At 41.8% G+C, this 13,580-nt stretch carries 15 protein-coding genes; 10 read left to right on the top strand and 5 right to left on the bottom strand.

Annotated elements, in window-relative coordinates:
* Positions 1 to 34: 34 nt before the first annotated feature.
* Positions 35 to 1,183: a hypothetical protein gene (locus tag ABD894_RS00510; protein WP_345209012.1), complete on the top strand. Its 1,149-nt coding sequence runs from the start codon at positions 35 to 37 to the stop codon at positions 1,181 to 1,183.
* Positions 1,155 to 1,880, top strand: a complete 726-nt coding sequence (locus ABD894_RS00505) for a hypothetical protein (protein WP_345209011.1) — start codon at positions 1,155 to 1,157, stop codon at positions 1,878 to 1,880. The genes ABD894_RS00510 and ABD894_RS00505 overlap by 29 nt, the downstream gene beginning before the upstream one ends.
* A gap of 55 nt (positions 1,881 to 1,935) precedes the next feature.
* On the opposite strand, the gene ABD894_RS00500 is transcribed toward ABD894_RS00505, so the two are convergent.
* On the bottom strand, positions 1,936 to 2,415 hold the full coding sequence (locus tag ABD894_RS00500; RefSeq protein ID WP_345209010.1) for a Dps family protein: 480 nt from the start codon (positions 2,413 to 2,415) through the stop codon (positions 1,936 to 1,938).
* 116 nt (positions 2,416 to 2,531) lie between these two features.
* Here ABD894_RS00500 and ABD894_RS00495 point away from each other — a divergent pair, with 116 nt between their 5' ends.
* From ABD894_RS00495 to ABD894_RS00480, 4 genes are all read left to right on the top strand, one after another.
* Positions 2,532 to 3,284 (top strand): DUF4905 domain-containing protein, encoded by a 753-nt coding sequence (locus tag ABD894_RS00495; RefSeq protein ID WP_345209009.1) that lies wholly within the window; start codon positions 2,532 to 2,534, stop codon positions 3,282 to 3,284.
* 21 nt (positions 3,285 to 3,305) lie between these two features.
* Positions 3,306 to 4,307, top strand: a complete 1,002-nt coding sequence (locus ABD894_RS00490) for a LysM peptidoglycan-binding domain-containing protein (protein WP_345209008.1) — start codon at positions 3,306 to 3,308, stop codon at positions 4,305 to 4,307.
* Entirely contained in the window at positions 4,300 to 4,932 is a 633-nt protein-coding gene (locus tag ABD894_RS00485; protein WP_345209007.1) for a uridine kinase family protein, read from the top strand. Before ABD894_RS00490 ends, ABD894_RS00485 begins: the two co-directional genes overlap by 8 nt.
* Before the next feature lie 124 nt (positions 4,933 to 5,056).
* Positions 5,057 to 5,437 (top strand): hypothetical protein, encoded by a 381-nt coding sequence (locus ABD894_RS00480; protein ID WP_345209006.1) that lies wholly within the window; start codon positions 5,057 to 5,059, stop codon positions 5,435 to 5,437.
* Between the two features lie 172 nt (positions 5,438 to 5,609).
* Here ABD894_RS00480 and ABD894_RS00475 read toward each other — a convergent pair whose 3' ends face one another.
* From ABD894_RS00475 to ABD894_RS00465, 3 genes are read right to left on the bottom strand one after another with little or no spacing between them, the layout of a single operon-like run.
* Complete coding sequence (locus tag ABD894_RS00475) at positions 5,610 to 6,692, bottom strand: SGNH/GDSL hydrolase family protein (RefSeq protein WP_345209005.1); 1,083 nt, start codon at positions 6,690 to 6,692, stop codon at positions 5,610 to 5,612.
* A 17-nt stretch (positions 6,693 to 6,709) separates the two neighbouring features.
* A complete protein-coding gene (locus ABD894_RS00470; protein WP_345209004.1) occupies positions 6,710 to 9,070 on the bottom strand; it encodes an endonuclease MutS2 in 2,361 nt (786 codons plus the stop codon).
* Positions 9,054 to 9,641 carry a DUF4296 domain-containing protein gene (locus ABD894_RS00465; protein WP_345209003.1) on the bottom strand — a complete coding sequence of 196 codons (588 nt, stop codon included), beginning with the start codon at positions 9,639 to 9,641 and terminating at the stop codon, positions 9,054 to 9,056. The genes ABD894_RS00470 and ABD894_RS00465 overlap by 17 nt, the downstream gene beginning before the upstream one ends.
* A gap of 41 nt (positions 9,642 to 9,682) precedes the next feature.
* On the opposite strand from ABD894_RS00465, the gene ABD894_RS00460 reads away from it, so the two are divergent.
* The 4 genes from ABD894_RS00460 to ABD894_RS00445 are packed head-to-tail and all read left to right on the top strand — an operon-like array spanning position 9,683 to position 12,922.
* A complete protein-coding gene (locus ABD894_RS00460) occupies positions 9,683 to 10,372 on the top strand; it encodes a YggS family pyridoxal phosphate-dependent enzyme (protein ID WP_345209002.1) in 690 nt (229 codons plus the stop codon).
* Position 10,373: 1 nt separating this feature from the next.
* Entirely contained in the window at positions 10,374 to 10,841 is a 468-nt protein-coding gene (locus ABD894_RS00455; RefSeq protein ID WP_345209001.1) for a GNAT family N-acetyltransferase, read from the top strand.
* 15 nt (positions 10,842 to 10,856) lie between these two features.
* The gene (locus ABD894_RS00450) at positions 10,857 to 11,666 is read left to right on the top strand and encodes a DUF3298 and DUF4163 domain-containing protein (RefSeq protein ID WP_345209000.1); all 810 of its coding nucleotides are present in this window, start codon (positions 10,857 to 10,859) and stop codon (positions 11,664 to 11,666) included.
* Positions 11,666 to 12,922: an aspartate kinase gene (locus ABD894_RS00445; RefSeq protein WP_345208999.1), complete on the top strand. Its 1,257-nt coding sequence runs from the start codon at positions 11,666 to 11,668 to the stop codon at positions 12,920 to 12,922. The genes ABD894_RS00450 and ABD894_RS00445 overlap by 1 nt, the downstream gene beginning before the upstream one ends.
* 77 nt (positions 12,923 to 12,999) lie before the next feature.
* On the opposite strand, the gene ABD894_RS00440 is transcribed toward ABD894_RS00445, so the two are convergent.
* A complete protein-coding gene (locus tag ABD894_RS00440; protein ID WP_345208998.1) occupies positions 13,000 to 13,473 on the bottom strand; it encodes a DUF4920 domain-containing protein in 474 nt (157 codons plus the stop codon).
* Positions 13,474 to 13,580 lie beyond the last annotated feature (107 nt).

Here is a 13,580-nt window from a genome sequence, read left to right as displayed (position 1 = left end):
TCACCAAACCAAACTTTAAAAAAGAATCATCACAATGAAACCCATTACTTTACTATGTGCTGCCGCGTTATTGGTATGCGCACAATCATCAGAAGCACAATTTTTAAATAAACTGCGAAAAAAAGCCGAAGCGGCTGTAGGCAAAGCCGTAACCGGCGGTTCATCATCAAACAATAGTGATAGCAATGCTTCAACTAACGACAACAGCGAAGGCGGTGCCGTAAACGGTGATGGCGGAGGTGCTGCCCCGGTATCAGCGGCAGCGTCAAAATACGGTCAGTCGTTATTCACCCTCGAAAAGTCAGAATACATCGTTTACGGCGAGATCAGCCTGAGCATTAAAGCTGATGGCTCGCACGCAAAAGTAGTTACCCGTAATAATGGCAAGTTTTACCTGTACGATAACAACACCAAAAGCGGCCCTTTTGATAAAGCCCCTGTTCATTTGTTAGACGATTATAAGCGCAGCTACGATAACCCCATCGCTAACCAGGATTACGAACAAACCAACGCTACGTCGTATGTATCTGCCGGTGTGTTTGAGGTAGATGGCAAAAGCTATGGCAAGGTATTAACCGTAGGCTCTATGTATCATAATAAAAAGGCCAAAAAGTTTTACGCCATACTGGTTAAAATGGAGCAAAATAAAATGGCCTACTATTTTGTTACCGAAAAAACATCGCGTAAAATAAACAGCGCGGGCTCAAACATATTGGTATCACCTAATGGTGAATTGGGCGGTGTAGTAATTCCGGCAACGCAATACAATGCCAAAACAGAGGCCGATGCCTATAATTTTGTAATGAACGATGATGTATATATCGTACTATCGAACGGTAACACGGTTGGTCCATTCAAGTATGCCGAATCAAGCAGTACTTATTTGGATAACAATGCCAATTACGTGCAGGAAGCATCATCATCAAAAAATGCGGTTTATGTAAATGGCAAACCGATGATCACCTTCACTCCCGACGATCATACCGGATCGGGCGTGTTATTCCTGAATGCCAAGGCTACATCAGGTGCATGGTTTGATCAGGGTGACCTCTATTTTTCCGACGGTACCCGGATCAAGAACAATGCCCTGCAACCGGCCATAGCGGTAGAGGGTGGCAAACAAATGCTTTATTGGGTAAGCTTAGAAAAGAAAAATGTATACATCTGCAAAAAAGAGCTGTAGTACTATTTGCATGCTTTGGCTACTGTTCGTCAGTAGCCAAAGCTTTGCTTTAGATTACCGTGAACTATTCGGATACACCTATATTAAAGCCGAGCGTAATACCGAAAAGCTGCGCCCCATATTGCAAAAGTATGCCGGCCAATATAAAGAAGACGCTGTTTTGATGGAAGCCGTAATATTCCCCGAGGTAATGCGCTACAACAAACTATACAATGCCATTGAAACCGGTTCATTGATTAGTTTGTACAGCCGTTTCGGATCCGTGTATTCCGATTTTTCAATCGGTTTGTTGCAAATGAAACCCACATTCGCCTTATCAATAGAACAATATCTGCTAAAACATAAAGACCTGCCTTGGGTAAAAGAACTGGGGTTCGACAAGTTATCTGTAAAGGCCGATTACGAAAGCCGCATGGCCCGGGTGGATAGGCTGAACAATACCGAGTGGCAAATAAAATACCTGGTAGCTATGCTAAAATGTATTGAACTTAAACATTCAATTTTAAATACCGCATCCGCAGATGAAAAGCTGCGATTCATCGCGGCAGCTTATAATTGCGGTTGGAATAAACCAACTAAAGTGATTAATTCGTACATCAGCAAAAAGTTTTACCATATTGATCATTGGGCAAGCGATACTTATTCGTTTAGTGACGTTGCACTTTACCGGTATAACGAACTCAACAAACCGGCGTAAAAAAAGAAACCCTGCTTAAATGACTAAGCAGGGTTTCTTTTTTATCAATCGATTATTAATCTTCGTTTACGAAAGAACGCAGCATCCAGGTAGTTTTTTCTTTGAATTGCATAAACCTGTTCACCATATCATTGGTACCGTCGTCACCCGCATCGGCAGTTACGTCAAGCAACTCACGCTCCAGCTCAATCAGGGTAGCCATATCAGCGATGATAGCGCGTACCATGTCAGTATCTTTCATACCTATGTTATTCACTTCTTTTAATTTCGATGTTTTTATATAGTCGGCAAAAGTGCTGTATGGTGGTTTGCCAAGGGTTAAAACCCTCTCGGCCAGTTCATCAATAGTGGTTAAGGCATCAGTATATAATTCCTCAAATTTAAGGTGTAGGGTGAAAAAGTTATTGCCTTTAACGTTCCAGTGGCAGCCTCTTAATTTTTGATAGTGGATGTGATAGTTAGCAAGCAGATCGTTCAAATGATCAACTACAGGTCTTACTTTGCCTTCTTCAAGGCTTATTTCTTTTGCGTCCATAAAGTTTAAATTTTCTTGTGATTCTTTAACACCGTTGCCGTGTCAATGTTTTCAAAGCTAACAACTGTTTTTAATTTACAATGCCCATATTTGTCAACATTTACTAAACTATTGTAATGCTAAAGCCACAAATAAGCGAAAAACTAAACGGTGTAATATGGCGGCTTGAAATAGACGGAATTACCGAAACTATTGTACTTGAAATAAGGAACGACAGCGAAAAACAGGTAAGCTTTACATCAATAAACCTGCAAAGTGGTAAGGTTAATTTTAAAGATTTAACTACCGACGAAAGATGGCTTACCGGTATTGAAACCGTGCATGATGGTGTGCTGCTGCTGCATAATTATCAATCGGAAAGCGGCCCGGCGCATAAAGCGTTGATTGCCGTAAATGCCGAAACCGGCGAAACGCTGTGGAGCAATTATGTTTTAGCTTTCAACCATTTAAGCACTAATGGTCCTGTAGTTTATAACACCCCAATATTGCCGAAAAAACTGCTATTGGCTGATATACATACAGGTAGCCAGGTGAGGGCGTTTAATACGGTGATTGATTTAAGTGTTGAAACTGATATATTAGCCCCGCAGCTATTACCTGCTGAATTTATTAATACAGATTTGTTACCTGTTAAACCTTATGGTAACATACATTATCTTGAATATAATAATTTCAGAATTATATCTTTGCACACTCTTTCGGGAGATGTTTTGTCGCAATGGTTGTTTATTGTGGATGATACGGGTATCGTTTATCAAGATTTATTAAACGCCGGTATACAAAAACTACAACCCGAGGCGTTTGTATTACATAAAAATTGGTTGATCTGCCTTAAAAACAAAACTGAGTTACAAGTTTTGGAATTATAAGTTACTGTATAATAATTTATTATGAAATTTAAACTAACATTATTGTTTATATCGTTCTTTGCCCTTTCAGTACCTGTTCTTGCTACCCCCCTGTTAGATTCTGTTGGCGTTGAAAACCAAAACGGAAAAAAAGTAGTATTGCATAAACTCGATCCGAAAGATAATTATTACTCTATTGGCCGCCGTTATAATATCAAACCCGGCGTTATTATAAAATTTAACAACAATGCCCCTTTACGTATAGGCTCTATTATTAAAGTACCAACCGATCTTCCTTTTGAAGAGCAAACCGTTACTACCGCCCCTACTACAACAAGCGCACCGGTTAATACTCCTACCAAAACAACTCCTACACCTGTTGTAACAGAAAAACCGGCAGTTGTTCAGCAGCCTGTACAACAGCAACCTGCTACCAATACCGATGCTAACGTGCCCGTGTTTCAGGATTACAAGGTATCGGCAGGGGAAACTTTGTATGCTATAGCAAGGCGTTTTAATACCAATGTTGAAGATATTACTACCATTAACAAATTAACATCTACAAGTCTTACTCCGGGCCAGATAATTAAAGTGCGGGCCAATACACCGGCTACAACTGTGCCTGTTACTCCTCCGGCAACCACAACGCAAGCGCCTGCTAATACAACCAATAACGACCGTATTGTTGCCCAGCGCGACTCAACCACACCTAATATTGTTGACAGTGCTTCGCGCGGCATTAACGGCAACCGCTTTGGTTTGTACGAAAAAAATGAAAAAGGTGTAGCCACCTGGATGGAGGAAGCTGGTTTAGATGCAAATAAAAAGTTAGTTTTGCACCGTACAGCGCCTATTGGTACGGTTATCAAAATTGTTAACCCGATGACCAATCGCACTACCTTTGCTAAGGTAGTTGGCCGCTTTACTGATAACGAGAGTACAAAAGACGTAATTATTGTGATGACTAAAAATGTGGCCGAATCATTAGGCGCCATTGACAAACGTTTTCATGTAAACATCAGCTACGGTAGCCCGAATGAATAAACCCTATATTATTGGTATTGCCGGTGGCAGCGGATCTGGCAAGACCTTTTTTTTAAAATGCTTTTTACAACACTTCACACATGAAGAAGTGTGTTTGGTATCGCAGGATGATTACTATTTCCCGGTAGCGCATACCATGACGGCCGAAGAAAACAAGTTATATAACTTTGACCTGCCCGATACCATTGACCATACTCATTTCGAGGAGGACATTGAAAAGTTGGTAAGCTATCAGCCTATTTACAAACAGGAATACACCTTTAATAACCCCAACGCGATACCCAAAACGCTGGAAATAAAACCTGCCCCTATACTTATAGTGGAGGGTTTGTTTATCCTTCACTTCCGTAAAATTGCCGACATGTTGGACATGAAGGTATTTATTGACGCGGACGAAGATATTGCCCTGCAACGCCGTTTAAAGCGCGACCTTACCGAACGTGGTTACTCTAACGATGACGTACATTACAAATGGGTAAACCACGTAGTACCGGCATATAAAGAATACCTGTTACCATATAAAGGTGAGAGCCATAAAGTGATCACCAACAACTCGCACGTTGCCGAAGATATTATTTGTGTAACAGAGGCTATCGCTAAGGAACTGCGCGAAAAGGTATTGTAATTAGCCCCTCTTTCTTGGTTTTAAATATGTCTGCTTTTGTGGATGTATTTATTGCGCGTCAATAATTTAAAAATACTTGGCACGATAATTTCATTATAGTTAATACACTAATTATAATGAAATCATGACTGCATATAAAGATGAAGAGCTGAACGATAACCTAAATCAGTCAGCCGAAGACAATACAGAAGCCAAGCCTAACGCCTATCGTGTAGAAGACGAAAATGCAATGGAAGAGAAAGATCTTAAAGGAATATTAGGTGGTGAAATGAAAGATTCCAATGCCCCGGGCATGGAGGGCGAAGGTGCAGGAGGTCATAAATTTGGCGAAATAAACAACACGCCATCCGGCGACGATAAAAATAATCCATCGAGAAACGCGGGTTACTCCAACGGCTACTTCGCGCGTACCGAGCCATCTGATGAGCATCCGGAGAATAATAATTTTAAAGCTGATGATAAGGATGATTATCAGGAAGGGACTGTTGGGAATAATGGTGAATAAGTAAAAAGAACGTTCCTGTTATTCTGAGAAACTTAATCCTTTTTGACTTTGGAGGTAAAATGACGGTGTCTCACATTCCCTCTCCATTGTCATGCTGAGGAACGAAGCATATATCGCAGACAAGCATAGCGAAGAAGATTCTTCGTTCCTCAGAATGTCAGGTGTAAATCCCCTACCACTTCACCTTCTCATCAATAAACCTGATCAAATCATCAGCCATTACCTGCTGCTCTTTAGGGTTAGGGTGACCGGAAGTATTTTTGTAGGGGAAGAAGTGCATATATATCGCTTTATCATTTAAACTTGCCACAGCCTTTTCAATATACCCCGGCCATGGTGAGCCTGTTTTGGTGGCATCCATATTACCCAATGCGCAGATGATCTGTGCTTTGGGGTATTTACTTCTAACCGACTTTACAAAATCGCGATAGGCACTGATGATAAATTCAGGTGTTGGCGCTTTGTCGCCGAACCTTTTTTTGTATTCGGGATGCTGGGTATTCAGCGTAAGCCATGAATCGTTTTGGAGTAGGTTGATCACTACCAGATCGGGTATGTACTTATTGAAATCCCATTTGCTGTTAGGGTTGGTGGCATCTAATCTGTCGTACATTTCGGGCATAACCAGCGGGAACCAGCTGATGGTAATACCTATCCCGCTTTTGGCGGTGCAATAATATTCGGCATCAAAATGGCGCGCGGTGATGGCTGCGTAGCTGATATAACCGTTCTCAAATTGTGCCGTGCCCCTATCCTGTCCGGTTGAATCTTCAACAGCATAACCGCAGGTAATTGAATTTCCGAAAAACTCTATCTTACGTTTTTTAGGCGGTGTAGTATAAACCTTATCGCCATCGAGCTTAAAACCGTAAAACCATGTTTTGCCCATGGCCCATTCGGTGCGCTTAAATAACTGAAGCGTATGTTTGCCGGGCTTAAGGTTTGAAGCAAGTGTGTACTCCTTCTGTTCTTTGTCGGGATGTATTACATCAGTTACTTTGTTGTCTATGATTACATTGAAGTTATTTTCTCCGGTTTCATCCTTTAAAATAGCTTTAGCGCTTGTGCCGTTAAAACTGATAGTGGCCGAATTACCTGTCCATGAAAGTACCGCGGCTGTATCTGTTAGCGCTACTCTGCCGGTGTAATGTATCCGCTTATCGCTGCTCTTTAGCAGGTTAAACTGCTGTGCCTGGCAGGCATTTAAAAACACCACCAAAGCAAACGAAACAATACTTAACCGAAACTTTATCATAAGCTTATTTAAAAATTCTATTTCAAATACACATAAGTAATACCGTTTCCTCCCCTGTCGGGATGCTCATCTTCCATACGGCCAACCTGGTCATACTTTTTCAGGTAATCACGGATCATTTTACGTAAAATACCGTCACCCTTACCGTGTATTATTTTGATGCTGTTAACACTCATCATCAGGGCACGATCGAGCACTTTCTCTATTGATTGCAGTGCTTCATCAGTACGCATGCCCCGCACATCCATCTCCGGACTAAAATTGGCGTAGTCGTTGGTATTCGATGTCAAACTCTTCCGGATATCCTTAGGTACCGATGATCGGGATACCTTTTGCACCCTTTTCTTCTTGGCCACCGTACGCAGATCGCCAATGGCAATCACCACATTATCCTTTATCAGCTCAATAACCTGTCCCGTAGTTTCAGAATCGGTCAGCTTTACCCAGTCGCCCGGTTTCAACTCTTCATCAACCACGGCGGCTTTAACCGGTTCAGTTTTAACCGTATTCTTTTTTAGTTCTACATTGAGGTTCTCACGCAGGTTACGGGTGGTTTCCTTATCGGCATTACTGCTTTTAATTTCGGCAATGGTGTTCTCCACCAATTTATTGGCATTCAGTATAATGCTTTGCGCCTGTTGCTTGGCATCGCGCATCAGGGCTTTTTTATTTTCTTCGAGATAGCTTTTCAAAGTCTCGTTTTCGGCAAGCAGATTGGTAACCTGCCGCTGTTGTTTTTCAAGCTTGATGCGGGTATCGTAAATTTCTTTCTTCTCCCGTTCCAGGTCAACCAATAACGTGTCAACCTTCTTTTGCCCTACGCTGATCTTATTTTTAGCCAGGTTAAGCACGTTTTGCGGCAGACCGATCTTTTGCGCTATTTCAAACGCGTACGAACTACCCGGCTTGCCCACTTCCAGCATATACAGCGGTTTCATCTCCACATTGTTAAACAACATCGATGCGTTTTCCAAACCGTCAGTATTACTGGCAAATATTTTAAGGTTAGAGTAGTGTGTAGTAATCATACCGCGTACCTTTTTATGGTTCAGGGCTTCCAGCACGGCTTCTGCTATAGGGCCGCCAAATTGTGGATCGGTACCTGTACCAAACTCATCTATCAATATCAGCGTTTTACCGTTAGCGTTCTCTACAAAATGTTTCATTTTAGATAGATGCGCGCTGTAAGTACTCAAATCGCTTTCAATAGACTGATCATCTCCGATATCTACAAAAAGCTGCTTAAATACCCCAACAACACTGGTTTCAGATGCCGGGATAAGCAAACCTGCCTGTACCATCATCTGTAGCAGGCCAACGGTTTTCATACACACGGATTTACCACCCGCGTTCGGGCCGGATACGACTACCACCCGCGTACCGTCGTCAATTTGTACATTGAGCGGCACTACCGTTTTTTGCTCTTTTTTAAAGTTAAGATACAGCAAAGGGTGACGCGCGTTCACCAGTTTTATATGCGCATCGTTCACTACCTCGGGCATCTCTCCTTCTACTTCTATAGCAAAAAGCGCTTTTGCACGTACAAAATCGAGTTTGGTAAGCAAGCCATGATACGACAGCAGCAAAGGCACATAAGGGCGCAGCTCATCCGTTAAACCGGTAAGTATGCGCACAATTTCGCGGCGGCGCTCAAACTCCAAGTCGCGGATGCGGTTATTGAGTGTGAACACCTCTTCGGGTTCCAGATAAACGGTTTGGCCCGATGCTGATTCGTCGTGCACAAAACCCTTTAACTTACGTTTGTTTTCGGCCAATAAAGGAATACACAACCTGCCATCGCGAATGGTTAGTGAACCATCGGCTGTCCAGTTATTGGCACTGGCGTTTTTAAATATCTGGTCTATCTTTTTACGGGCATCCTGTTCAGCTTTGGCTATACCTGTAGTAATATCTAACAAATCGCGCGACGCGTTAGGGCGAATTTTACCTTTGTTATCAATTACCTGGTCTATCTTTTTCAGTATCGCCTTTTCAATAGGCAAGTGCTCAAACAGGGCTTCGAGGTTAGGGTATTGCCCTTCGCGCTCATTGAAATAAGCAATTACAGCAAATACCGTTGTAAGCGAAGCTTGTACCTGGTAAAATTCTTCTTCGGAAAGGAAAGCGCCTTCTATACGGGCCTTGTTGGCCAGCGATTTAATATCGTAAAAATGCTGAATGGGCAAGGCGGCATCATTCTGCAATATATTTTTAAACTCGTTTGCCTGGTTAAGGAATTTACGGATGTTATCGTAATTGTTCATTACCTGTATCTTATCAACCATTTGCTGGCCCATAATACTGAGGCAATGCGCTTTTATCAATTCCTTTACCTCGGTAAACCCAAGTTTATCTGCACTGTTATCGGGGTAAAGCATTTTTCTTTGTAGAGTCTTTAATTTTTTTGGCGGCTTTGGCTGCCTTTAGTTTTTTTAATCGTTCTTTCAACAGCAATATACTGGTGGGGCGACCTTTTAAGGCCGCGGCTTTGGTGCTATCGGCTTTCTTTATACTATCCAATTGAACGGATGTTGGCCCGGCTTTTTTTGCATTTGATTTCTTTTGCTCTTCAAGCATTTTCTTTTGTTCGGCAGCCCTTTGCTTTTCAAACTTTTTGGTAAGCACATCCGTTTGCACTTTCAATCTGTTAACAATGGTATCGTACATTACAGCAAACTCTTTAGGGTTTGAGCTGTAATATCTGAAGCTTTTATTGAACTGGGCAGAATCGGTATCGTATCGTTTAAACAGATCAAGGTACTTAGCCGTGCCATATTTATACAGGGTATCAGGCATTTGTATCAGCTCTGAAATACTGCCGTCAACAATATGGATATCAACGAGCAGGTTTACCATTTTATCCTTTTCAATAACTCCCGATGAATCACTGTCACCACAGGCACACAAAAAAAGTAATGCAGAAAAAAACAAGCTTATATATTTACGCATTCTGTAATTTAGCGGTTTAATTTTGCCAAAAATACGTATAAATGAGCATTGCAGATAATATCATCAGCCTGAAAAAAGAAACTGACACAATTAAAGTAAAACTACTGGCTGTATCCAAAACAAAACCTGTTGAAGACTTGCAGGAAGCGTACGATGCCGGGCAGCGCCTGTTTGGTGAAAACAACGTGCAGGAGATGGTTGAAAAGTACGAACAACTGCCTAAAGATATTGAATGGCACCTGATTGGTCACCTGCAAAGTAACAAGGTGAAATACATTGCCCCTTTTGTGAGCATGATACAATCTGTTGATAGTATAAAACTATTGCAAGAGATAGATAAACATGCACTTAAAAATAAGCGTGTGATCGACTGCCTGTTGCAGATATATATTGCCGATGAGGATACCAAGTTTGGTTTGGGTTTTGATGAAGCAATTGAGCTGTTACGTTCCGAAGAGTTTACGGCCTTGACCAACATCCGCATACGCGGATTGATGGGAATTGCTACCAATACCGATAACGAAAAACAGATAAAAGAAGAGTATTATGAGCTGCAAACCTTTTTCGATGGTATAAAACTGAGCTTCTTCCGTAAGGAGGATAGCTTTGATACCCTGTCGATGGGTATGTCGTCAGATTACAAGATAGCTATTGAGCAAGGCAGTAATATGGTTCGCCTGGGCAGTACCATATTTGGCAGCCGCGTAATTAAACACTGGAAAAATAATTAACATGCAGGTACATTTAAGAGTAGCCGTTAAAGAAGATTGTATTCGCCTGCTTGAACTGGTGAACGAACTGGCGCTTTATGAGCGTGCCCCCGAAGAAGTGACTGTAACCCTGGCCGAGTTTGAAGAAGCCGGCTTTGGGCCAAAACCTGTTTGGAAAGCGTTTGTTGCACAAATAGACGGGCTGATAGTTGGCTTCGCTTTATACTATATCCGTTTTTCTACATGGAAAGGCAACAGGTTGTATTTAGAAGACCTGCTGGTTACCGAAACCATGCGCGGCCGCAACATTGGCAAGCTATTATTTGACCGACTAATACAGGAAGCCGTTGAATTAGGCTTTAACGGCATGAGCTGGCAGGTGCTGGATTGGAATGATCCGGCTATAAATTTTTACAAAAAGTACAATGCCGGTATCGATGCAGGTTGGCTCAATGCATCGTTATCAAAAGAACAACTACTTAATTATTAAAATCTACCAATACCTATGAAATTAATTAATTATGCTACAATAGTATCGCTGCTGGCGCTGGGATCGTGCCAATGGGGTAATACGCCTACGCAAACAGATGGGATATTAAAAGACACCCTTACCTACCAGTACCAAACGCTTAAAGAGCGTGCGCCGGATTGCGGTAACAAGCCCGATAGTGCCTGTACCGTAGTAACGCTAAACTATCCTGAATTTGCAGGTAAAAAAGCGCTGAACGATAGTATTAAACGCAACCTGCTTACCATGTTCATGCTATCTGAAAAACCGGATACCAGCCTGAAAAGCATGGCGGCCCACTTTATTAAAAGCTACCTTGATGCTAAAAAGGATGACCCGAGAACGCAAATGTTTTATACTTTAGACAGCCACGCGAAACTGATAGCCCAGGATTCGGCACTGGTAGCGTTGGAAGTTGGCGGTTATACTTACCAGGGAGGCGCGCACGGCGGTTCATATACCGGCTATATTAATTGGGATATTAAAAAGGATAAGAGCGTTACACTGAGCGATATTTTAGTTGCGGGTTATAACGACAAGCTGACCAAAATTGCTGAAGGGATTTTCCGTAAAAACGAAAAACTAAGCGATACGGCGTCATTGGCTAACGATTACTTTTTTAAGGATAATAAATTCGCATTGAACAATAACTTTTCGCTTACGCCGCTGGGTATCAAGTTTCTTTACAATCAGTACGAGATAAAGCCTTATGCTGCCGGCCAAACCGAGCTGCTGGTGCCTTACGGCGATATCAAATCATTATTGCAGCCTAATTCGGTTGTATCACAATATGTTAAAAATAAATAATGCTTGTTTTTAAATTCGGAGGGGCATCAGTTAAAGATGCCGAAGGAATAATAAATTTATCGCGTGTGGTTAACAGCTACGCGGGCAATGAACTGCTGATCGTGGTATCGGCCATGGGTAAAACCACTAACGCGCTCGAAAAACTGACTAAAGCGTACGTTAGCCAGGCCGATGATGTGCACGAGATTTACGATGAGATAAAGGCCTATCATTTTGATATTGTAGCGCAATTGTTTGAAGCATCGCACCCGGTTTTTGATGAGATACAAAATACCTTTGTGGAGATAGACTGGATGATTGAAGACGAACCGCACGACGACTTCGACTTTATTTATGATCAACTGGTTTCGATCGGCGAACTGGTATCTACACGTATCGTTAGTGCTTATTTGAACCACACAGGCATTAAAAGCCAATGGCTTGATGTACGTGGTTATATACATACCGATAACACTTACCGCGAAGGTGTGGTTGACTGGGTTAAAACTACCGAAAGCATACAAAAAGATATTCCGGCCCTGTTACAAAAAGGTGTTGTGGTAGCGCAGGGCTTTTTAGGTGGTACCTCTGAAAACTTTACAACTACTTTAGGTCGTGAAGGATCGGATTATACCGCGTCCATATTCGCGGCATGTTTGAAGGCTGAATCGGTAACTACATGGAAGGATGTACCGGGCGTATTGAATGCCGACCCAAAACTGTTTGACGGCACAGTGAAGTTTGATGAGCTAAGCTACAACGAGGCCATTGAAATGACCTATTACGGCGCAACCGTTATTCACCCCAAAACAATAAAGCCGCTGCAAAATGCTAATATCCCATTATTGGTAAAGCCATTTATTGATCCTGTGGCGCCGGGTACGGTAATTAAGGAGGATGGCAAAACCGTTTTTGAAAAACCGGTGATCATTGTTAAGCAAAACCAGGTATTGCTATCCATATCTGCCAATGATTATTCTTTTATTACCGAAGATCATTTGAGCGACATTTTCAAACTCTTCGCTAAAAACCAGGTAAAGATCAACGTAATGCAAACTTCGGCATTGAGCTTTACTACTTGTATCGATTTTAATGAAGAGCGTTTCAGCAAATTACTAAGCAGCCTGAAGCAGAATTTTAAAGTGAAATATAATGACAGCCTTACCCTTTACACCGTAAGGCATTACCGCGAAGATGCTTTAAAAGAGATTACCGCGGGCAAACAAATACTGCTGGAGCAATTGAGCCGTAATACCGCGCAAATGGTTGTGCGATAAGCATTATAATCTGGATATAACAAAAAATGCCCTTGCTATTTGCAAGGGCATTTTTTGTTATGCGGAAATGATCTGTTTTAGTCCATCACCAAAACGCCATCGGCCATTATCTGGATATCTTTTTTAGGCTGGGTTATTTTAGCTATCTCTTCTTTGCTTTTACCTGCATCGGCAGCGTAATGTTGTAAACGCTCAACCGGGATAGTTTTTAATTTAGCCGTGCCATCAACTACAACTATTTTGCCTACAATATTTTGCGGCATAAAATATGCGTAATCAGTAAACCTCACCATAATGGTTTCGCCATTGGGCTGGGCAAGTGTCATGAAACAACCTTTCTTTTTACATACTTCTACTACCTTGCCGGTAACCTTTCCTTTGTAAACTGAATCGGCATTAAGGCTTTTGTTTAATTCGGCTACCTTAATAGCTTTCGCGGCGGTAATTTTATTGCCATAAGTAACACCGGGAGCAGCAGGTGTAATATCATCCTGCGCGAAGCTTAGCGTGGTAAAAAACATACCGACCAATAGTAAAACAATGTATTTCATAAGTTTCATAGTTAATTGTAATTGCATGCAAAAATAATAAAAATATCATTAGCAAGCTTGCTGTGTGTAAACTACTTATAGGCGTTATCGGGCAAGTTTGCAGACAT

The sequence above is a fragment of the Mucilaginibacter gynuensis genome (assembly GCF_039541195.1).
Taxonomy (GTDB): domain Bacteria; phylum Bacteroidota; class Bacteroidia; order Sphingobacteriales; family Sphingobacteriaceae; genus Mucilaginibacter; species Mucilaginibacter gynuensis.
This window is presented reverse-complemented; position numbering and strand designations above follow the sequence as displayed.

Bases quoted from the DNA above. Each gene is read 5' to 3' on its own strand.
- ABD894_RS00510 (WP_345209012.1), top strand. From the start codon at position 35: ATGAAACCCATTACTTTACTATGTGCTGCCGCGTTATTGGTATGCGCA.
- ABD894_RS00505 (WP_345209011.1), top strand. From the start codon at position 1,155: ATGTATACATCTGCAAAAAAGAGCTGTAGTACTATTTGCATGCTTTGG.
- ABD894_RS00500 (WP_345209010.1), bottom strand. From the start codon at position 2,415: ATGGACGCAAAAGAAATAAGCCTTGAAGAAGGCAAAGTAAGACCTGTA.
- ABD894_RS00495 (WP_345209009.1), top strand. From the start codon at position 2,532: ATGCTAAAGCCACAAATAAGCGAAAAACTAAACGGTGTAATATGGCGG.
- ABD894_RS00490 (WP_345209008.1), top strand. From the start codon at position 3,306: ATGAAATTTAAACTAACATTATTGTTTATATCGTTCTTTGCCCTTTCA.
- ABD894_RS00485 (WP_345209007.1), top strand. From the start codon at position 4,300: ATGAATAAACCCTATATTATTGGTATTGCCGGTGGCAGCGGATCTGGC.
- ABD894_RS00480 (WP_345209006.1), top strand. From the start codon at position 5,057: ATGACTGCATATAAAGATGAAGAGCTGAACGATAACCTAAATCAGTCA.
- ABD894_RS00475 (WP_345209005.1), bottom strand. From the start codon at position 6,692: ATGATAAAGTTTCGGTTAAGTATTGTTTCGTTTGCTTTGGTGGTGTTT.
- ABD894_RS00470 (WP_345209004.1), bottom strand. From the start codon at position 9,070: ATGCTTTACCCCGATAACAGTGCAGATAAACTTGGGTTTACCGAGGTA.
- ABD894_RS00465 (WP_345209003.1), bottom strand. From the start codon at position 9,641: ATGCGTAAATATATAAGCTTGTTTTTTTCTGCATTACTTTTTTTGTGT.
- ABD894_RS00460 (WP_345209002.1), top strand. From the start codon at position 9,683: ATGAGCATTGCAGATAATATCATCAGCCTGAAAAAAGAAACTGACACA.
- ABD894_RS00455 (WP_345209001.1), top strand. From the start codon at position 10,374: ATGCAGGTACATTTAAGAGTAGCCGTTAAAGAAGATTGTATTCGCCTG.
- ABD894_RS00450 (WP_345209000.1), top strand. From the start codon at position 10,857: ATGAAATTAATTAATTATGCTACAATAGTATCGCTGCTGGCGCTGGGA.
- ABD894_RS00445 (WP_345208999.1), top strand. From the start codon at position 11,666: ATGCTTGTTTTTAAATTCGGAGGGGCATCAGTTAAAGATGCCGAAGGA.
- ABD894_RS00440 (WP_345208998.1), bottom strand. From the start codon at position 13,473: ATGAAATACATTGTTTTACTATTGGTCGGTATGTTTTTTACCACGCTA.